This window comes from Micromonospora sp. NPDC005710 (assembly GCF_040630995.1).
Lineage (GTDB): Bacteria > Actinomycetota > Actinomycetes > Mycobacteriales > Micromonosporaceae > Micromonospora.
Genome location: NZ_JBEXYP010000010.1, coordinates 44711 through 63633, shown reverse-complemented (window position 1 = coordinate 63633; position 18923 = coordinate 44711). Strand labels below are relative to the sequence as shown.

At 70.4% G+C, this 18923-nt stretch carries 16 protein-coding genes; 10 read left to right on the top strand and 6 right to left on the bottom strand.

Annotation, left to right across the window (positions count from 1 at the left end; all coding sequences use genetic code 11):
- Positions 1-139: 139 nt before the first annotated feature.
- The 3 genes from ABZ406_RS15845 to ABZ406_RS15835 all read left to right on the top strand — a co-directional run bounded on the left by ABZ406_RS15845 (position 140) and on the right by ABZ406_RS15835 (position 5036).
- On the top strand, positions 140-517 hold the full coding sequence (locus ABZ406_RS15845; protein ID WP_357761773.1) for a hypothetical protein: 378 nt from the start codon (positions 140-142) through the stop codon (positions 515-517).
- 161 nt (positions 518-678) lie between these two features.
- On the top strand, positions 679-2763 hold the full coding sequence (locus tag ABZ406_RS15840; protein WP_357761356.1) for a hypothetical protein: 2085 nt from the start codon (positions 679-681) through the stop codon (positions 2761-2763).
- Between the two features lie 11 nt (positions 2764-2774).
- Complete coding sequence (locus tag ABZ406_RS15835) at positions 2775-5036, top strand: hypothetical protein (protein ID WP_357761353.1); 2262 nt, start codon at positions 2775-2777, stop codon at positions 5034-5036.
- Positions 5037-5109: 73 nt separating this feature from the next.
- Here ABZ406_RS15835 and ABZ406_RS15830 read toward each other — a convergent pair whose 3' ends face one another.
- Positions 5110-6435 carry a glycoside hydrolase family 18 protein gene (locus tag ABZ406_RS15830; RefSeq protein ID WP_357761350.1) on the bottom strand — a complete coding sequence of 442 codons (1326 nt, stop codon included), beginning with the start codon at positions 6433-6435 and terminating at the stop codon, positions 5110-5112.
- 142 nt (positions 6436-6577) lie between these two features.
- On the opposite strand from ABZ406_RS15830, the gene ABZ406_RS15825 reads away from it, so the two are divergent.
- Entirely contained in the window at positions 6578-7462 is an 885-nt protein-coding gene (locus ABZ406_RS15825; protein ID WP_357761347.1) for a bile acid:sodium symporter family protein, read from the top strand.
- A 60-nt stretch (positions 7463-7522) separates the two neighbouring features.
- Here ABZ406_RS15825 and ABZ406_RS15820 read toward each other — a convergent pair whose 3' ends face one another.
- Complete coding sequence (locus ABZ406_RS15820) at positions 7523-7942, bottom strand: PPOX class F420-dependent oxidoreductase (protein ID WP_357761344.1); 420 nt, start codon at positions 7940-7942, stop codon at positions 7523-7525.
- Positions 7943-8083: 141 nt separating this feature from the next.
- Between ABZ406_RS15820 and ABZ406_RS15815 the strand changes: the two genes are divergently transcribed.
- Positions 8084-8977 (top strand): NAD(P)-dependent oxidoreductase, encoded by an 894-nt coding sequence (locus tag ABZ406_RS15815; RefSeq protein ID WP_357761341.1) that lies wholly within the window; start codon positions 8084-8086, stop codon positions 8975-8977.
- A gap of 1 nt (position 8978) precedes the next feature.
- On the opposite strand, the gene ABZ406_RS15810 is transcribed toward ABZ406_RS15815, so the two are convergent.
- Positions 8979-10088, bottom strand: coding sequence for a glycoside hydrolase family protein (locus tag ABZ406_RS15810; protein WP_357761338.1), 1110 nt, complete (start codon positions 10086-10088; stop codon positions 8979-8981).
- A gap of 204 nt (positions 10089-10292) precedes the next feature.
- On the bottom strand, positions 10293-11246 hold the full coding sequence (locus ABZ406_RS15805; RefSeq protein WP_357761335.1) for an AraC family transcriptional regulator: 954 nt from the start codon (positions 11244-11246) through the stop codon (positions 10293-10295).
- A 224-nt stretch (positions 11247-11470) separates the two neighbouring features.
- On the opposite strand from ABZ406_RS15805, the gene ABZ406_RS15800 reads away from it, so the two are divergent.
- From ABZ406_RS15800 to ABZ406_RS15785, 4 genes are all read left to right on the top strand, one after another.
- A complete protein-coding gene (locus tag ABZ406_RS15800) occupies positions 11471-13012 on the top strand; it encodes an NAD(P)/FAD-dependent oxidoreductase (RefSeq protein ID WP_357761333.1) in 1542 nt (513 codons plus the stop codon).
- 20 nt (positions 13013-13032) lie between these two features.
- Complete coding sequence (locus tag ABZ406_RS15795) at positions 13033-14229, top strand: low temperature requirement protein A (protein ID WP_357761330.1); 1197 nt, start codon at positions 13033-13035, stop codon at positions 14227-14229.
- Between the two features lie 156 nt (positions 14230-14385).
- Entirely contained in the window at positions 14386-15282 is an 897-nt protein-coding gene (locus ABZ406_RS15790) for an acetyltransferase (RefSeq protein WP_357761328.1), read from the top strand.
- A 76-nt stretch (positions 15283-15358) separates the two neighbouring features.
- Complete coding sequence (locus ABZ406_RS15785; protein ID WP_357761325.1) at positions 15359-16333, top strand: alpha/beta fold hydrolase; 975 nt, start codon at positions 15359-15361, stop codon at positions 16331-16333.
- A gap of 27 nt (positions 16334-16360) precedes the next feature.
- On the opposite strand, the gene ABZ406_RS15780 is transcribed toward ABZ406_RS15785, so the two are convergent.
- The gene (locus ABZ406_RS15780; RefSeq protein WP_357761322.1) at positions 16361-17461 is read right to left on the bottom strand and encodes an aldo/keto reductase; all 1101 of its coding nucleotides are present in this window, start codon (positions 17459-17461) and stop codon (positions 16361-16363) included.
- Positions 17462-17601: 140 nt separating this feature from the next.
- On the opposite strand from ABZ406_RS15780, the gene ABZ406_RS15775 reads away from it, so the two are divergent.
- On the top strand, positions 17602-18207 hold the full coding sequence (locus tag ABZ406_RS15775) for a TetR/AcrR family transcriptional regulator (RefSeq protein WP_357761319.1): 606 nt from the start codon (positions 17602-17604) through the stop codon (positions 18205-18207).
- Between the two features lie 72 nt (positions 18208-18279).
- Here ABZ406_RS15775 and ABZ406_RS15770 read toward each other — a convergent pair whose 3' ends face one another.
- Positions 18280-18870 (bottom strand): DUF305 domain-containing protein, encoded by a 591-nt coding sequence (locus ABZ406_RS15770; protein ID WP_357761316.1) that lies wholly within the window; start codon positions 18868-18870, stop codon positions 18280-18282.
- Between the last annotated feature and the right edge of the window lie 53 nt (positions 18871-18923).

Sequence of the window (18923 nt, the reverse complement as noted above, 5' to 3'; positions counted from 1 at the left end):
GGCCGGAGCCTATGAACAGCCGATACGACGGTCAAGGGTTGATCGATATTGTCGACTACGTGGCGTGCCGGCCCGGACGCTTACTGGCAGGATGGTGGCGTGGACCTGTCGTCGTCGGTGCGGAGGAGACGTGCCAGAGATGATCACGCTCTCGCTTCATCCGGATCTTCCGTCCGCCGACGCGAGGCGGTCGCTGGCGTCCTGGCTGCGCGCCGACGATCGGCTGCGGGAGGGCGTGACCACGACATCTCCCGAGGGGATGTCGGCGGACCGCACTGACACACTGCGGGTGGCGGTCGGCGACGCGGGCACCGCCATGGTGCTGGTGCAGGCGGTCGCCGGCTGGCTGACCCACCGCCGCGACGACGTGACGGTGACGCTCGCCCGGCCGGGCGGCTGGTCGGCCGAGCTGGACGTGCACAGTGCTCGTGACATGGATCAGGTGACAGCGCTCATCGACGCAGCAGTGCGTGCACTGGCCGATCACCAACCGTCTGTCGAGACGTACGACAACTGAGCCACCCGACCCGACCGGGTCGACAGTGCTGACCGATATCGATCCCTCTGTAGACGCCCGGTTTCGCGCTCCGAAGTGGATCGATGTCGGGTTCTCGACGCAGCGCTACCGCTCGAATCCCCTTGCCCGGACAGTGCACTGCGCTGAAGGAGGTGGGGAACGTGGGGCAGCCGTCCGGCGAGGTCGTCATGATCCGGGACTGGTTCACTGTGCCGCGAGTTTCCGCTGACAACCGGGCCGCGGTCTTCGGTGTGCGTACCCAGGATCCGCGGGTGGAGTTCGTCGCGCTGACCGTGCGGTACTGGATGGACGCGCACGCCACCCGCTCGATGACCCGGGACCGGGTGTTGCAGGCGATGACCGGCCGGATCTCCGCCGACAACGTCTGGGACCTGGTCGCGATGCTGGCGAGGCTCGGGCTGGCCGAGGCGTTCTTCGACCTGGCGGCCTCCGACGTCGACACGGACGGCGCGTTCCGGCGATTCCTGCTCGGCCTCGACCCCGCGCTGCTCGACGCGATGCGCCACTTCGCGGCGTGGAACGGGATCAATCCCAAGCTGTTCCTCGACGGCTTCCTGGTGGGTGTCGGGGAGTCGTTCGCGACGGTGGTGGTCGACCTCGGCAAACTCGTGCAGCTGGTCGGTCGCCTCCAGCAGGAGCAGATGACCACACTGATCGTGCTCACCGTGGACCCCCGGGCCGGTCTGCACCGTCTCGCCGAGCAGGCCACCGTCGTCCGTGAGGCACTGGCCGGCGTCGTGGCCGCCCTGGACCCGAGCACCGTGCCCGAGCGGCTGCTGACACTCTGGCGGGGTTGGACGGCAGAATTCGGGCGACACCTGGAGGAACTCGACCCGTTCGCCGCCGGCCGCCTGCTCGGCAGGATCGCCGGCGACCTGTTCCAGCTGCTGACCGGCCTGGTCCACCTGGTCCGGCTCGTCGGCGGCGTGGCGGTGCGCGCCGCGATCCGGTATGTGCCGTTGCTGATCGTGGGTGCCCGGGAGGCCGCCGCCGAGATCCGTCTGCTGACCACCCAGCTCGCCGCGCTGCTCGTCGCGATCGGGCGGGCGGCACTGCTTGCCACACCGCAGGTGGGCCTGGCCGTGCTGCGTACCCTGTTTCCCCCGAAGGTGCTCGACGCCCTGTTCCGGCAGGGCCGGGCGCTGCTCGTCGACGCCGAGCTGACCCTGACCGTGTTCCACCAGGCCGCGCACGCCGAGGCGTTCGCCGGGGCGGGTGCGGGAGCACGGCTCAGCGCGCTGATCAGCGCCGACGGCAAGCCGGTCCTGATGGCGTGCATGTCGGAGACCGTGTCGTCGGCAGGTCGATCGGCCAGCCGGGCGGAGCTGAACGAGGCCCTCGACGAGATCATCAAGCGCGTCGAGGATCTGCGCGAACTCAAACCGCCCAAGACCCCCCGTGACCTCCAGGCCGCCGTGGTGCGGGCCGCCATCGCGCGCCAACTGGAACAGCGCCTGACGACAGTGTTCAACAGGGCCCTGCAGACCGCCGCGTACGAGGAGTTCCGCGCGCTGCGCAAGGCCGGGCAGGCGCAACCCTGGCGGCTCGGCCAACGGGTGCACCGGCGGATGGCGGCCGAGACCGCCCAGTTGGTGGCCCGCTCACCGGGGTTGCAGCCGTTCGCGGAGAAGTCGCTCGCCACTGTCGTCGAGGCGGTCCGCGCGGCCAACCCGGAGCTGGTCGCGGCCCTGCGTGGCTCCGACGCGGTGCTCCGGCAGACGATCGCCCAGCTGCTGCTCGGACACCCGGACCGCGACCTGCTGCTGCGCCTCGTCGGTTACACCAGGAACCCGTCCGCGGCCGGCGCGGAGAAGGCGTTGGCCGCGCACCTCGCCGAGCGGTTCCGGTGGAAGGCGTCGACGACGGTCGGTGAACTCCGCAGCGACCTGCTGTTGGTCGACACGGAGGCCGCCCGGGTCACGAACGTGGACTGGACCGCGTCGACGAAGCTGGAGCGCTTCGAGAAGACGTGGGGCACCGTCGCCGACGACCTCGGCGACGCGTTCGACGGTCGCTGGGAGGCGATCGCGGATGCCTACCAGCGGGCCAGCAAGGGCGGGGTGCCGGCCGAGGTCGTCGCCGGGCTGGAAGAGCTGACGACACACGCCGTGCGGGAGACCGTCGTCCGGCAGGCCGCCCTCAGCCAGCTGTTTCCCGGGTTCTTCGTCACCTCGCACGAAATGACCTACCAGGGCCTGCAAACCCTGTTCAAACTGCCACTTTAGAGGAGCACCCGATGGGTACAGTCGTCGTCGCCGATGCGGATCTGGCGACGCTGGGGTTCAGCACCGCGCACTCGGACCGCTACGTCTACTCCAACTACTTCGTGCCGGTCCAGCTCACCTTCGGCGACGGTGAGACGCCAGTGTTGCCGTTCTACGTCAAGCAGGCGCTCATCGAGGCGATGCGGTACGGCGGGCTGTCCGCCGACCGACTGCCGCACCTGCTCAAGGAACTCGGCCTGTCGGGGCTGTGGAAGGCCAACGACATGGACGCCGCCGAGGCGGCGCTGCCGGGGCAGGACTCGGGCATGATCCACCGCGAGCCGCCGGCCCGGCGCCAGAGCCTGCTCGGTGACCAGGAGGCCGAGTTCGTCGCGGGCCTGCTCCAGTCCGACGTGGGCATCGCGTTCCTCGACCGGACCAGGATCCGGCCGGTGGGCTTCGCGCTGGGCGAGCACGTCTACGCGCTCGCGCTCGCGCCCGGCGAGGAGGCGGTGCTGGAGCAGCGCACCTACACCAAGCGGGAGTTGACCCTCGAGGAGCAGGACGAGACCGAGAAGCAGACCGACGTCGAGCTGACCAGCGCGCTCACTACCGAACTGCAGGAGGGCTTCGAGCGGCAGAAGTCCCTCACCGACACCTGGGGGCTCAACGCCAGCCACACCGGCCAGTACACCAGCCCGACAGGCGTCTGGGGCACCTTCAACGCCAGCCACACCATCGGCTACACGCGCAGCGTGACGGCGGCCAGTCAGGAAACCAGCCGCCGTGCCGTCAAGGACAGCCAGACCGCCACTTCCAAGGTCGCCGCCCGCTACCGCACCCAGCACCGGACCGACTTCAAGTTGGTGAGCGAGACCGGCATGGAGTCGACATCGAAGCGGACCGTACGCAACCCCAACCGGGTGACGCCGATCACCCTGCACTACTTCAAGGTGCTGCAACGGCTGGAGCTGGCCCACGAACGGTACGGCGCCCGGGTGTGCTGGGCGCCGACGGTGAAGGACCCGGCGTTGGCGTTCGCCAAGAAGATCACCGACGGGCGCCAGCGGATCAGGGACAACGCTCTCGCCGCGCTGCCCCCGATGCCGGTCAAGCCGGCGCGCGTGGCACCCGGCGCTCCGGCCGCCGTGGAGACCCGCACCATCCACTCCCCGGTGGTCACCCTCGACAAGTGGGGATTCACCGGCGACATGAGCGCCGACTACGACATCGACGTCGTCTTCGACAGCGGTTGGGAGTGGGACGGCGACATCGAGAGCATCCGACAGAGCCTCAACCTGATCACCCGTCGGCCGCCGTCGGGCATCGCGGCGCGGGTGGTGGGCGTTCCGGTGGCCACCGACGTCACCGGCCAGCCGGCACTGCGGGTACGCATCCACGTCGGCGCGGCCAGCTGGCTGGCCGGTCCCGGCGCCGATGTGCAGCTCGCCGCCGTGTTCCGGCGTACCCCGACGCTTGTCGACGAGAATGCCGACGACGCCGCCTACAACGCGCTCGTCGCCGGCTACGTGACCGACCTGCAGGACTGGCAGGACACGCGTGCCGCGGTGCTCGCGGCGGCCGTGGAGGCCGCTGACGAGTTCGAGGCGCGGCTGCGCGACGGCTTCTCACCCGTGAACGAGATGGTGTCGCAGATCGTCGAGGCACACTTTCCGGCGAGCGTTCGGGACGAGGCGTGGGAGATCGAGTTCTGGCACCGCGTCTTCGACTGGGAGCGTGCCTCGTTCGTGTCGTACCCCGGCTGGTGGTCGGCCGGTGACGCCCGTGCCCCCGAGCGTGACCCGAGTGACTTCCTCAACGCCAGCTGGGCGAAGCTCTACCTCCCGGTGCGGGCCGGCATGGAGCTCGTGGCGCTGCGCTGGATCTTCGGCAAAGCTGTGGCGACCCGACTCGCTCCGGCGGTCGAGGAGCAACTGGCCGCCTTCGTCGACGAACTGGCCGTGTTCCGCACCAGTCACCTCGGCACCGGCGACGAGTTGCCCGACCTGACGGGCGAGTGCCAGGAGGTGCCGGAGCAGGTCTACTGCCTTGCCAAGTGGGCCGAGCTGATGCCCACCGACGGCACTCACCTGGAGGTCGTGCAGGGCGCGACGACAGCGGCCGACGCGGTGACCAGCAGGGAGATCACCGACGCGGAGGCACTGCGGGCGGCGCTGCTCGACGGTGAGTTGCAGACCAACCGGCTCAGGACCAAGGCGTACGACCAGATGACCGAGGCCGCCGACGTCGACATCCACCTCGGCACGGCGGGTAACGGCAGCCCAACGGCGTGACGCGGTGGCCGACCTCCGGCCCGCCGCCTGCCGAGAAGCCGGCCGGCGGCGGGCCGGAGGGATCGGGGTACGCCTACCAGGTGGTCAGGCCGAGGCCGATCGTCTTGGTGAGCGTGGCGTTGTCGTCGTCGCCGTCGAGCGACCAGATCATCGCGCCGGCCAGGCCGGCCCGTCGGATGTAGAGCGTCTTCTGCAACACGACAGCCGGATCGTCGTACGTCCACAACGTCGTACCGTCGAACAACCAGGCGTGCCCGGCGCGCAGGTCGCGGTGCACCGCGTAGCCGTTGCCGGCCAGGTTCTTGAGGTTCTTGTAGTCCTCGTACCCGGCCTCGAAGGTGGCCGGCGCGGGCCCGGTGGCCGGTTGGAACAGGCCGTTACCGCCGCCGGTGATGCCGGTCCAGCCGCGACCGTAGTAGGGGATGCCGAGCACGAGCTTGTCGCGCGGCGCCCCACGGGCGATCCACCCGTCGATGGCCACCTCGACGGAGAAGTCCGGGTTGTCCGGTGCGCCCGCCGGGACGCGAAGCGCCGACTGCTGGTTGGCCCGCGCGTCCCAGCCGCCGTGGAAGTCGTACCCCTGCACGGTGCCGAAGTCCAGGTACTTGAAGATCTTGCGGCCCTCGTAGCCGGCGTCCATCGTGGTCGGGCTGGCCGGCAGGAACGCGGTGAGCGGGTGGTGCTTCCTGGTCGTGCGCCCGTACGCGTCGAGCTGTCGGCGGAACTCGGCGAGCAGTTTGGTGAAGTTCTCCCTGTCCTCCGGGCGGATGACGTTGCCGGGCTCACCCTCCGAGCCGGGCCACTCCCAGTCGAGGTCGACGCCGTCGAAGACGCCGGCTCCGGCACCCGGGGTGCTGCCCGGCAGGTTGCCCTTGAGATAGAGGTCGATGCAGGACGTGACGAACGCCTTGCGCGAGGCGTCGGTGCGGGCGGCGTTCGAGAAGTACGTCGACCAGCTCCAGCCGCCCAGCGAGATCAGCACCTTCAGTGCGGGGTGCTTGGCCTTGAGCTTCGCGAGCTGGCCGAAGTTGCCGTTGAGCGCCTGGCCCGGGGCGTCCGCGACACCGTCGACGCTCTCCTCGGCGGGGACCGGACGCTGGTAGTCGGCCCAGGCGTCGCCCTCACCCGGCCCACCGTCGACGTAGCAGCGGCCGTCCTCGCTGACGTTGCCGAAGGCGTAGTTGAGGTGGGTGAGACGACTCGCCGCGCCCGAGGTTTCGAGTTTCTTGACCGGGAAGGCCCGGCCGTAGATGCCCCACTGGGTGAAGTAGCCGACCCGGTGGTAGCCGGTGCGCTCTGGTGTGGCGCCCGCGTTCGCGGCGCTCGGTGGGGCGGCGGTGATCAGTAGGGTCGCCAGGGTGACGACGGCGGCGAGACGGCGGTGACGGAATGGTCGCATCGGCACACTCCACGAGACATCAAGCAGAATTAGTAAAGATACTTATCTGATTGATGAAGTTAAGCCGGTCAACGCCCGGGGTCAAGAGCCGTCCAGCCACATGGGGGATTGTAACGGCGTTACCGGGTGGTAACGATGTGCCATGGACTCCGCCGTGACTCTGATCGGACTACCCGTCGCCCTCGGCATCATCATGCTCGGTCTCGGTCTCGGACTGACCACGGCGGACTTCCGCCGGGTGGCCGACCACCCACGAGCCGCCGTCATCGCACTTGTCTGCCAGGTGCTGGTGCTGCCGGCACTCTGCTTCTGCCTCGTCCTCGCATTCGACCTCGCACCCGAGCTGGCCGTCGGCATGATGCTGCTGGCCGCCTCGCCCGGCGGCACCACTGCCAACCTCTACAGTCACCTGTTCGGCGGCCACGTGGCCCTGAACATCACCCTGACCGCCATCAACTCGGTGCTCGCCGTGTTCACCCTTCCGATCCTGGTCAACATGTCGGCGGCGTACTTCCTGCCCGACGGGCGGAGCATCGGCCTGCAGTTCGACAAGGTGCTCCAGGTCTTCGTCATCGTGCTCGTCCCGGTCGCGATCGGCATGCTCGTCCGGGCCCGGCTGCCGCACGTCGCCGAGCGGCTGAACCGCCCGGTCCGGATCCTCTCCGTCGTCGTACTCGTCGCGGTGATCGTCGGTGTGGTGCTCGGCGACCGGGAGAACCTCGCCGACTACTTCGTCTCGGTCGGCCTGGCCGTGCTCGCCTTCAACCTGCTCAGCCTCGCCATCGGGTACGGGGTGCCGCGCCTCGCCGGCGTGGACCGCAGCGCCGCGACGGCCGCCGGGTTCGAGATCGGCATCCACAACAGCGCCCTGGCCATCACCATCGCGCTCAGCCCGGCGCTGCTCGACAACACCCGGATGGCCATCCCCGGCGCGGTCTACGGCATCGTCATGTTCTTCACCGCGGCTGCCTTCGGCTACCTGGTGACCCGCGTCCGCACCCGGTCCGCCACCGCCCTGACACCCTGACCACCGGTGCCCTGGCGCCCCGGCGACAGTCGTCGAGGGCGCCAGGGCAGGCGGCGGCGGTCAGCCGACCTGGTTGTTGTCCTTCTGCTCGCCCCAACCGTGCCAACGGTCGATCTCGATCAGGGCACTGACCCGGCCGCGTTCCCGGCGCGGGTACGCGTTGCCCGTGTAGTGCTTCGACAACCGGTCGATGTCCACCAGCCCCTCGTCGGCGCGCAGCTCGGCGACGTGCCCGATGATGCTCACGTGGGTGTACCAGCCGGCCTCGTCGAGCACGGTGAGGGACACCCGCGGGTCGTTGCGGACGTGCTCCAGCCGGCGGCGGCTCTCGTCCATGTTCACCAGGATCCGGCCGTCCTCCCACAGGTACCAGGTGGCGGCGGAGACCGGTTGGCCGCCGTTGCGGAGGGTGGTCATGACGGCGGGGTTCGGCTTCTGGAGCATGGCGACCGCGGCCTCGGGAAGCGGTGGCTTGGACATGAAGTCTCCTCGTCGCGACAACGTTTACCCCTGCACGTTACGCACCTGGCCAGCCGATCGCGCACGGAACGCGATCGTGGCGCGGCGGTCGGAGCCCACCCCGCCGCCGGGCCGACGCCACCTCCGGCGAAGGATGGGGTCATGAGCAGCTCCGCACCGCCCCGCCGTGTCGTCGTCACCGGTGCCACCGGCAAGCTCGGCCGTGCCGTGGTCGCCCACCTGCGCGCCGCTGGCGTCGACGTGCTGGCGGTGGACCGCGTCGGCGGCCGCGACCCGCGCGACGTGGACGGCGAGTTCCTGCTCGTCGACCTGACCGACTACGGGCAGGTGGTGGAGGCGTTCACCGGGGGTGCCGACGAACACGCGGGCGGCGTCGACGCGGTCGTGCACCTCGCGGCGATCCCCGCCCCCGGGCTGATGTCGAACGCGACCACCTTCGCGAACAACTCCGCCGCGACGTACAACGTGTTCGCCGCGGCCCGGGCGGCCGGGATCAAGCGGGTCGTGTGGGCGTCGAGCGAGACGGTCCTCGGGCTCCCGTTCGACACCCCGCCGCCGTACGCGCCGGTCGACGAGGAGTACGCGCCACGGCCCGAGTCGACGTACTCGCTCAACAAGGCCCTCGAGGAGGAGATGGCCCGGCACTTCTGCCGGTGGGACCCGGAGCTGGTCATGGTGGGCCTGCGCTTCTCCAACGTGATGGACGTCGAGGACTACGCGCCGTTCCCGTCGTTCGACGCCGACCCCCACCTGCGCCGGTGGAACCTGTGGGGCTACATCGACGCCCGCGACGGCGCCCAGGCGGTCGAGCGCGCACTCGCGCACGACCAGCCCGGTGCGGACGTCTTCATCATCGCCAACGCCGACACCGTGATGACCCGGTCCAGCGCCAGCCTGATGGCCGAGGTCTACCCCGACGTCGAGATCCGTAGGGAGCTGGGCGAGCACGAGACCCTGCTCGGCATCGACAAGGCCCGCCGGGTGCTGGGGTACGAGCCGCGGCACTCCTGGCGGGACCACGTCGACCTGCTGTAGATCAGCGCGCGGCCTGGTAGGCGCGGCCGACGGCGGTGGCGCTGCTGCCGGTGCGGAAGAGCCCGCTCTGGTCCTTGTCAGTGGCGGGCAGGCCGAACCACGAGTACCGGTGCAGCCAGGACAGGCCGCCGAGCATCTTCGTCGCCGCCGTCAGGAACGCGGCCTGCTGGGCCTGGGTGGGGAAGCGGACGCCGTTGGAGAAGTCGATCAGGGCGAACTCGGTGAGCCAGACCGGCAGGTCGTACCTGTCGTGCACGGCCTGGAGGTACGACTTGAGCTGGTTGACAGCGTTGGCGGTGGTGAAGTCGCCGCCGTACCAGTGCAGGGCGATGAAGTCGACGCGGTAGCCGCGCTGCTTCGCCCCGGCCATGAACCGGTCGAGCCACTCGCCCGGCCGGTCGCCGCCCCAGGCCACCGCCGGGCTGCCCAGCGGAAGGCCGGTGGCCTGCAACTGCGGCCACAGCTCCAATGCCTGCTCGACGGTCATCTCCGCCTGGCCCTTCAGGTCCGGCTCGTTGAAGCCGAGCAGGTAGCGGCCGTTCTGCTTGGCCTGTTGCAGGTTGCTCGCTGTGACGCTCTTCGCCCCCCAGATCATCGGGACGAACTCGGTGCCCTGCGGGCTGGTGACGCCCTGGTGCTTCACGTCCCAGGTGTAGTACCAGCTCGCCCCGGAGTTGGCCAGCGCCTGGCTCACGCCGTCGAAGGTCCACACCCCGACGCCCTTGCGCTTCGAGGTGACCGCCGGGGCCGCCGGGGCGACCGGACGTCCGGTCGTCGGCTTCGCCGCCGGCGTCGAAGTCGGCGTCGGGGTCGCGCCCGTCGGGCTCGTCGTGGCGGTGGGCGTGGTGGCGCCTGCCGCGCCGGGCTGCGGGCTCGCGGATGGTGGAACGTCGAGCGCCTGCGTCGCCGCCGGGACCGGCGTCGGGCCGTTCGGCTGGACCACGACGATCACACCCGTCACCAGTACGGCGACCGCGGCGGCCACGAGCAGTGGCCACAGCAGCCGCCTCACACCGATCGGGAGGCGGCCGAGCACCCCGTGTCGGGGTTCCGCGTGGACGCCCCGGTTTCCCCTTGCGGCGTCCGCTTCACCCTGGCCGGTTGCGCGCATCGTCTCTACTCCCTCGTGTGGTCGTACCGCTACCTGACGGAGACGATGACGGAAAGATCCGCCACCTGCCTCCCCTCAGGAGACTGGTCGGCCGCACCGGGATAACGATTACCACAGTCAGTGATCTCCGGAACGCTGAGCGTCTGCCCCCCGGGCGCGCTGCTGGCCGTTACCACCCGGTTCCGCCAGCTCGCCGATCCGTGGTCAGCGGCGCAGGGTCGTCGACGGCGACTCGCCGAAGCGGCTCCGATACTCGGTCGCGAACCGACCGAGGTGCACGAAGCCGTGTTGCAGGGCGACAGTCGTCACGGACGCCCCCGGCGCGGCCGAGCGGAGCGTCCGGTGCGCCGCGTCGAGGCGGCAGGCCCGCAGGTACGCGGTAGGGGTGGTCTGCAACTCACGCCGGAAACAGTCCTGCAGCGTCCGCACGCCCACCCGCAGCGCCTCGGCGACGTCACCGACGGTCAGTGCCTCTCCGTGGTGCTCGGCGATCAGGGCGCAGGCCCGGCGGACGAGACGCCCGGGGTGGGCGTGCTGACCCGGCTCGGCCAGCAGGTGGGAGTGGCTGTGCCGGTGGGCCAGCAACAACTTGCCGATGAGGCCCTGTTCGAACCGGGCGGCGACCTGCGGGTGGTCGAACAGCGACGCGTCAGCCGGTTGCGACAGCTCGTCGGCGAGGAACGCCACCCCGCGCGCCCACGCCTGAGCGGTCGGCGTGGTCATGAACATGCCGATGTCGAGGCGGACCGGGTCGTCCACCGGGTGGCCCACCAGTCGGGCGAGTTCCCGGTCGACGGCACGCCGGTCGGCGTAGAAGATCCGGTGGGGCGATCCCTCGGACCACCGCATGTCCGAGGAGTCGTACGGGGACAGGACCGAGGCGATCTCGGGGGTCGAGGTCACTGTCTGACCGGCGTGCCGGACCAGGGTGCTGCCGGCGCTGGGGATCTGCACGAGGTAGAAGGTCTCCAGCGCGGGCGGTTGAATGCGGACGGCCTGCCCGTAGTCGAGGTCGACGACTCCCACCCCGCCCGCCCGGCGAGCCGCCATCCGCAGTCGCACGCTGTGCACACCCGGCTGGGGGGTGAGCCGGTGTGGACAGAAGACCCTGGCCACCTCGGCGCGAGCCCGGTCGACGTCGTCCGTCCGGACCGTCACGGCATCCATTCGACACCTCCCGGGCGTCCCGTCGCGCTGACCGTAAGGCGTGAGCGGGCCGGACCAGACCGGAAAGCCGTCGACCCGACAGGAAAAGGGTCCGGCCGCGTACTGCGGACAGTGCCCGCGTCGCGCGGATAGCGACCGTCCCAACTTGCTCGTTAGCGTGCGAGCACCGCGGGCGGTAGGCGCCTGCACCGTTCGTACGTCCTGTGGAGGAGATCATGAGGATCGCCATCGTCGGTGCCGGCTTCGCCGGTGTCAGCGCCGCCAAGGTGCTGCGGCAGAGCGGATTCGACGTCACAGTCTTCGAGCGTGCGCCCGACGTCGGTGGGGTGTGGAGTCGCACCCGCCGGTACCCCGGCCTGCACACCCAGAACGACAAGGGCACCTACCACCTCTCCGACCTGCCGATGCCCGCCGGCTATCCCCAGTGGCCGTCAGGTGAGCAGGTTCAGCGGTACCTGGAGAGCTATGTGGAGAAGTTCGGGCTGGCCAGCGTGCTGCGCCTGTCCACCGAGGTCGCCTCGGCGGAGCTCGTCAACGACGAGACCGGGTGGCTGGTCACGTCGCGGCCGGCCGGCACCCGGGACCCGCTGACTGTGGAACGGTACGACCACCTGATCGTGGCCAACGGCATCTTCTCCGACCCGGTCGTCCCGTCCTTCGCCGGGCAGGCGAGCTTCACCGCCGCCGGAGGGCGCGTCCTGGCGACGGGGGAGTTCCACGACATCGAGGAGGCCCGAGGCAGGAACGTCGTCGTGATCGGGTACGGCAAGTCGTCCTGCGACGTGGCGGTACCGGTGAGCGACGTCGCCGCCCAGACCCACGTCGTGGCGCGCGAACTGCTCTGGAAGATGCCCCGCAAGCTCGGTGGGGCGCTCAACTACAAGTACCTGCTGCTGACCCGGATGGGTGAGGCGCTGTTCCGCTACCTGAACCTGAAGGGCTTCGAGCGGTTCCTGCACGGCCCGGGGAACGGTTTGCGCCGACGCATGGTCGACAGCGTGGGCGCGGTCGCCACCCGGCAGTTCAACCTGCGCGAGTTGGGTCTCGTGCCCGACGGCAGCTTCGAGGACATCGCCCGCAGCACGGTGAGCCTCGGCACGGAGGGTTTCTTCGAGCGGGTCACCGACGGCCGTATGGCCGTGCACCGCGAACAGGTGATCACCGAGCTGCTGGTCGAGGGCGGTCGGCCCGCCGCCCGCCTGGCCGACGGCACCGTGCTCGCGGCCGACCTGGTGATCTGTGGTACCGGCTTCCGCCAACACGTGCCGTTCCTCGACGACGCGGTGCACGCCCGGCTCCAGGACGAGGCCGGCAACTTCATGCTCTACCGGCAGATCCTGCCGATCGGCGTGCCGCACCTGACCTTCGCCGGCTACAACTCGTCGTTCTTCAGCCCATTGAGCGCGGAGATGGCGGCGGTCTGGACGGCCGCGTACCTGCGGGGTGGGATCAGCCTGCCGACCGAGGTCCGGATGCGCGACGAGGTGCGCGCCCGGCTGTTCTGGATGACGACGCGCACCAACGGGCGGCACGCTCGTGGCACGAACATCATCCCGTTCTCGATGCACAACATCGACGAGGTGCTCGACGAGGTGGGGCTCAACGTCGGCCCGTTGACCCGGGCCCGGCAGTGGCTGCTGCCGGTCGACCCGGGTTCGTACCGCAGGGTGACGGCGCAGATGATCCGGCGTACCGCCGACCCGGTATCCGGCATCAGTGACAACGGCGCGATGAAAGCGGATAAAATACGCAGATAGGGCTCAGGTGGGAGTGGTCGTTGAGGGAGGCTCGGTTCTTTCGTGGGCTCGGGGACAGCAAGAGCCCACGCTCGGCGACCGTCCTGGAACTGCTGTTCGACATCGTCTACGTCTTCGCGCTGGCCCGCCTCGCCGGGCGGGTCGCCGACGACCTGACAATCGTCCGGCACACGCTGCTGTCCGAGGCCGGTCAGACCGTCCTGTTCTTCGCGGCGATGTGGATGATCTGGTCGCTCAACGCCCTGCTGGCGAGCACCTACGACCCCCGACGCCCCGACCTGCAGGCAGTGCTGTTGGCGACGATGTTCGGCACGCTGGTGCTGGCCGTCTCGTTGCCGCAGGCGTTCGGCCAACGTGGCGTGATCTTCGCCTGCACCTACGTGATCATCCAGGTCGGCCGGCCGCTGTTCCTGGCTGTCGCACTGCGGGGCCACGCGGTGCACACGTTCTCGCTCCGGGTGCTGACCTGGCACCTGGCGTCCGGCGTGCTGTGGATCAGCGGCGGCATCAGTGGCGGTCTCGGCCGAGGCGTCTTCTGGACCATCGCGCTCGCCATCGAGATGATCGGCGCCGCCACCACCTACCCGCTGCCCCGGATGGGTGGCCCGCAGCTCACCACTCTCGGGGTCACCGTCTCGCAGGAGCACCTCGCCGAGCGGTACAACCAGTTCTTCATGATCGCCCTCGCCGAGGTGGTGCTCGAATCAGGCGCCGCGGTCAGCTTCCCGGGCTTCACCATCGACGGCACCGTCATCCTCGTCGCCTCGTTCGTGGCGGTCGTCTCGTTCTGGCGGATCTACTTCTACCACGTCCGTTCTGGGAACGCCTCCTCTCCGAGCGGCGAGGGGATCGACCTGTCCCGGTGGGCCAGCTACAGCCTGCTGCTCATCGTCGGCGGCATCATCTGCACCGCTGTCGGCTTCGGGCAGATCATCGAGGATCCGCATCCACCGATCGACTGGGCCCTGGTCGTCATCGTCTTCGGCGGCCCGGTGCTGTTCCTGATCGGGCGCGGGTTCCTGGAGAAGGGCAGTACCGCCACGCCACGCTGCCCGGCACTATTTATCGGCGTGGCGGCGCTGGTCGTGGGGGCGGTTCCCATGGTGCTGCTTCCGCCGGTCGCCGTGGCCGTCTCCGTGGCGGTCATCCTCGCCGGAATCACCGTCCTGGACCAGCGGGCCCACCAGCGTGGATCGGAGAGCAACCCGACACTGTGACCGTCCCTTGCGGGCCGCCGGCCGTCCCGCGTAGGGTCGTCGGCACGCCGTCGAGCCGGGAGGAGGTCAGAACAATGTCCGATGTTCTGCGCCCCCTCCGCGCTCCGGCGTCCGCGCGGATCTGACTGGGGCGTTCGCTTCCCGAAGGATCACGCCATGACTGATCTGGTCATCCGTCCGCTCGTCGCGGGCGAGGAACACGTGTTCGACTCCATGCCCGACCCACTGCCCCAGCTACGCCAGGTCGCCTACACCGACGGCGTCGCCGGCGGCGGATACCGACCCGAGACCACCTGGGTAGCGCTGCGCGCCGACCGGGTGGTCGGCCGGGCCGCCTGGCTTCTTCCCCCGGGCGCCGTCGGAACCCCCTGGCTGGACCGCTTCGACCTGGACGCCGAGCCGGAGGTGGGCGCCGCACTGTTGCGCGCCGCCCACGACGCGATGGGCGGTCCCGGTCCGTACTACGCGGCGCTGCCGGCGCACTGGCGGCGTCGGCCCGAGGTGCTGGCCGTGGTGCGGGCACCCATGGAGGCCGCCCGCCTCGCCGGGCTGGTCGAGCGGGGGGAGCGGCTGCGCTGCTCCTGGACGGGCACCCCCCTGCCGGCGTCCTCCGGGCGGTACGACTTCCGGGTACCTGCCGACGTCGCGGAGATCAACGCGTTGGTCGCCAGGGTCGCCGAGCCGGACGTGCTGACCGGCGTCGAGATCGCGCGGGTGGTCGGGGGCGTCGACCTCGCCACCGACCCGCTGGCCTGGCTGGGGAACGACACCGCGAGGTGGCGCATCGCACTGGAGACCGGGAAACCGGTCGGGCTGCTCGGCACATTCGGGGACGCCTGCTATCCCCTGCTCGCCTATCTCGGGCTTCTCGACGAGGCGGCCCGGCCGGAACTGCTGGCCGAGGCGGTCCGGGTGCTGGCCGCAGGCGGTGCCCGTGAGGTCATCGCCGACGTCGAATCGCACCGGGTGGCGGTCCTCGCGGAGTTGGAGCGGACCGGCTTTCGGCAGTTGCGCTCCCGGGTCGTCTTCACGCCACCGAAGAGCACGGAATAGCTGACCGGGTGCGCCCGGTCACCCGGGCGCACCCCCTCAGCCGGCGCGCGGCGCGACCCCTGTCAGCATCTGTCCCATGCCGGAGATCATCGCGCTCGTCGTCGGCGGGTTGACGCTCGTCGCGGCGGCGGTCGCCGGGCTCTACCTCTGGCCGGTGGGCCGCCGTGGGCTGCTGGTCGCGCCGGCCCGACCGCTCGACTTCGACACCGCCACCAGTGCCGCCGAGGCTGTCATCGCCGCCGAGGCGGCCAACCCCGAGGTCCGACCCGAGTCACGCAGCCGCCTGCTGAGCCACGGCTCCCGCACCGGCAAGGCCGTGCTGCTGCTGCACGGGTACACCCTCGCACCCGAGCAGTACGACGACCTGGCGCGGGAGTTCTTCGACAGGGGGTACAACGTCTGGATTCCCCGCGCTCCCCAGCACGGCACCGTGGACCGGCGGGCCCACCACCGGGTCGAGGCCGGCGAGCTGACGACGTACGCCGCGCAGGGGTGGGCCGTCGCGGCGGCGCTGGGCGACGAGGTGGGCGTCGTGGGGATCTCCGGCGGTGCGGTGCTGGCCACCTGGCTGGCCCAGGTGCCGGGCACCGTCGTACGGCATCTGCTGTTGCTGTCTCCGTTCTTCGGCCCGCACCCACGACAGGCGCCGGCCTGGGCGCTCCGGCCGCTCATCCTGCTGTACGGACGCCGCGTCCTGCGGGACCGCGTCACGTCGCGCGGATACTCACTCGCCGCCGTCACGCAGTACCTGACGATCGCCCGGGCGCTGCCGGGTCCGCCCCGGCGGACCGGTCTGCGGACCGCGGCGGTCGCGATCAGCCCGCTCGACGGCGTGGTGGACCTCAGGGCGGCGGTCCGGGTGCCGCGGCGGATCGCCGACGCGCACGCGATCCCCCTGCGGGTGTGCACCCTGCCGGAGGCGTGGGGCGTCGAACACAACACGCTCAACCTCGCCGCCCTCGGTGCCGAGGGCGGCGCGCTGCACCGGCTGTACGTCGCGCTCTACGAGGGACAGGGGACACCAGCGGCGGACTTCGTCCGCACCGACTAGTGGCCGAGCACCACGAGTCAGGCTCGTCTAGCCGGTGGGCTGGGCGGCGTTGAACACCGGCGGGGCGTAGCCGGCCGGCTTGTCGCCGATGCCGAGGCCGGGGCTGACAATCCAGGACTGGTACTGCGGGGTGAACATCACGTAGGGCACCCCGAGCTGCGGAGCGCTGGCCTCGTCGAGACGGCGACGGGCGTCGGCCGGGATCTCGAAGTCGAGCGCCTCGAAGTTGCTGCCGACCTGCCCGGCGCTGCTCGCACCGATGATCACCGAGGCCACTGCGGGTTGGGTGGCGACCCAGTTGATCGCCACCTGCGCCATACTGCGGCCGAGTTCGGTGGCGACGCTCTCCAGGGCGTCGATGACCTGCCACTCGCTGGCGCTCACCGCACGGCCGCCGGTGTCGGGGTTGGTCAGCCGGCCGGTCCCGCTCAGGCCGTCGCCGCTGCGCCGGTACTTGCCGCTGAGCAGGCCACTGGCGATCGGGCTCCACGCGGTGAGCCCCATGCCCATCGTCTGGGCCATCGCCACGAACTCCGCCTCGATGCCACGACTGACAAGCGAGTACGGCAGTTGCAGGTTGATCATCGGGGCCAGGCCGTGCGCCTCGGCGTAGCTCTGCGCCCGGGCCGCGTACCAGGCCGGCACGTCGGAGAGGCCGGCGTACCGGATCTTGCCGGCGCGCACCAGGTCGTCGAGGGTGTGCACGACCTCCTCGACCGGGGTGATCCGGTCCCAGGTGTGCAGCAGGTACAGGTCGATGTAGTCGGTGCCGAGCCGGCTCAGCGACGCCTCCACGGCCCGCATGATGTGCTTGCGTCCGTTGCCGCTCGCGTTCGGGTCACTCGGGTCGACGGTGTTGGTGAACTTGCTGGTGAGCACGAGCCGTTCACGGGCGCCGGCCCGCTCGATCAGGCGGCCGAGGATCTTTTCGCTCTCCCCGGCGGTATAGAAGTCCGCCGTGTCGATGAAGTTCCCGCCCGATTCGAGGTACTGGCGGAAGATCAGCTCCGATTCCTCCTCGGTCTTGCCGTACGCCGCGTGGAAACCGTCGACGCCGAAGTTCATGGTGCCCAGCGTCAGCCGGCTCACCCGCAGACCCGACCGCCCGAGCAGGTAGTAGTGGTTCATCGGTACGTCCCCTCGATCACGTGGCGGCCCCGAGCGGGCCGTTTTGCAGACCTTTGCTCGCCAAAATTGGACCTGCAAGTCCAAAACCCGAGCTAGGGTCGGACCGGCAGGGACGAGGGCACAGTGGTGACGGAGGTCTCATGACAAGGGCGCTGACCCGCAAGGGTGCGGCCACCCGGGCGCGGATCGTCGTCGGCGCCGCGGCCGAGATCCGCGAGCGCGGCGTCGACGAGGTACGCCTCGAAGACGTGATGGCCCACACCGGCACCAGCAAGGGCCAACTCTTCCACTACTTCCCGGACGGGAAGGAGGAACTGCTGCTGGCGGTGGCCCAGCACGAGGCCGACCAGGTCCTGCTCGACCAGGAGCCGATGCTCAGCAACCTGACGACCTGGCCCACCTGGCTGGCGTGGCGGGACCGGCTGATCGAGCGCTACCGGGCGCAGGGGGTGAAATGCCCGCTCAACGGTCTGCTCGGCCAGACCGGGCGGCGGGCGCCGGGCGCGCAGGCGATCGTGGTCGGGCTCATGTGGCGCTGGCAGACGGCGATCGCCGAGGGCGTCCGGCGCATGCAGTCGACCGGCGACATCGCCCCCGACATCGACGCCGACCGCACCGCGGCGGCACTGCTCGCCGGCATCCAGGGCGGTGTGCTGCTGCTGCTGTCCACCGGAAGGACCGACCACCTCGAAGCAGTCCTCGACCTCACCATCGACTCGCTGCGGGCGGGTGCCCGGACGGCCTGATCGGGCCTCGGCGAGCCCACCAACCACCTTTCGGCGGCGCGGGACGCGACGTGCGGGCCGCCTCGCCTGCGGCTACCCGGGGAGGTGATCGAGTCGTGCGAGCTCGTCGGTGCCGGTCCGGACCACGGCCGCCGCCAGCGCCAGCGTCGCCGGCTGGACTCCGCTCTGCTGCTCCGCCTCGGCGATCCGAACCGACTGGGCGAGATGCGCCCGCAGGTGCCCGGCGAGCAGACGGAGAAACGGCTTCCCGCTCGCCGCTCGCAGCGCTGTCAACTCCTGCGCGGTGACCATGCCCGGCATGTCGTGACCCTCGTGCGGATTCGTCGTCGGCGCGGCGGCATCGGCCAGCAGCCGGCGGGCGCGGTCCAGGTCGGCGCGCCGGGTCGTCGCGACCTCGGTGGCCGTTCGTCGCCAGACCGGGTCGGTCGTCCGAGCCGGTACCAGATCGAGGACGGGGAGCAGGCGTTCGGTCATCGCCGCCGTCAGTTGCAGCCAGGCGATGTCGGTGGGGTTGAACGCCGTACCCGTGCGTGTCGGCGCGGTCGTCACCGCTGGTGCGGGCACGGGTGGTGGGGTGGTGCTGGCCGCGTCCCGTGGCCCGGCGCCGCAGCCGCCGAGAAGCAGCACGGCAGCGAGCACTGTGAACGCCGTCGGCTGGCGCACTCGACCTCCTTCCGCCCAGGGGTGGCGGGCCCGGGGGACCGGACCCACCGCCC

Coding starts and splice junctions, on each gene's coding strand:
- ABZ406_RS15775 (WP_357761319.1), top strand. CDS start 17,602: ATGACAAGGGCGCTGACCCGCAAGGGTGCGGCCACCCGGGCGCGGATC.
- ABZ406_RS15825 (WP_357761347.1), top strand. CDS start 6,578: ATGGACTCCGCCGTGACTCTGATCGGACTACCCGTCGCCCTCGGCATC.
- ABZ406_RS15830 (WP_357761350.1), bottom strand. CDS start 6,435: ATGCGACCATTCCGTCACCGCCGTCTCGCCGCCGTCGTCACCCTGGCG.
- ABZ406_RS15845 (WP_357761773.1), top strand. CDS start 140: ATGATCACGCTCTCGCTTCATCCGGATCTTCCGTCCGCCGACGCGAGG.
- ABZ406_RS15835 (WP_357761353.1), top strand. CDS start 2,775: ATGGGTACAGTCGTCGTCGCCGATGCGGATCTGGCGACGCTGGGGTTC.
- ABZ406_RS15800 (WP_357761333.1), top strand. CDS start 11,471: ATGAGGATCGCCATCGTCGGTGCCGGCTTCGCCGGTGTCAGCGCCGCC.
- ABZ406_RS15820 (WP_357761344.1), bottom strand. CDS start 7,942: ATGTCCAAGCCACCGCTTCCCGAGGCCGCGGTCGCCATGCTCCAGAAG.
- ABZ406_RS15790 (WP_357761328.1), top strand. CDS start 14,386: ATGACTGATCTGGTCATCCGTCCGCTCGTCGCGGGCGAGGAACACGTG.
- ABZ406_RS15780 (WP_357761322.1), bottom strand. CDS start 17,461: ATGAACCACTACTACCTGCTCGGGCGGTCGGGTCTGCGGGTGAGCCGG.
- ABZ406_RS15785 (WP_357761325.1), top strand. CDS start 15,359: ATGCCGGAGATCATCGCGCTCGTCGTCGGCGGGTTGACGCTCGTCGCG.
- ABZ406_RS15815 (WP_357761341.1), top strand. CDS start 8,084: ATGAGCAGCTCCGCACCGCCCCGCCGTGTCGTCGTCACCGGTGCCACC.
- ABZ406_RS15810 (WP_357761338.1), bottom strand. CDS start 10,088: ATGCGCGCAACCGGCCAGGGTGAAGCGGACGCCGCAAGGGGAAACCGG.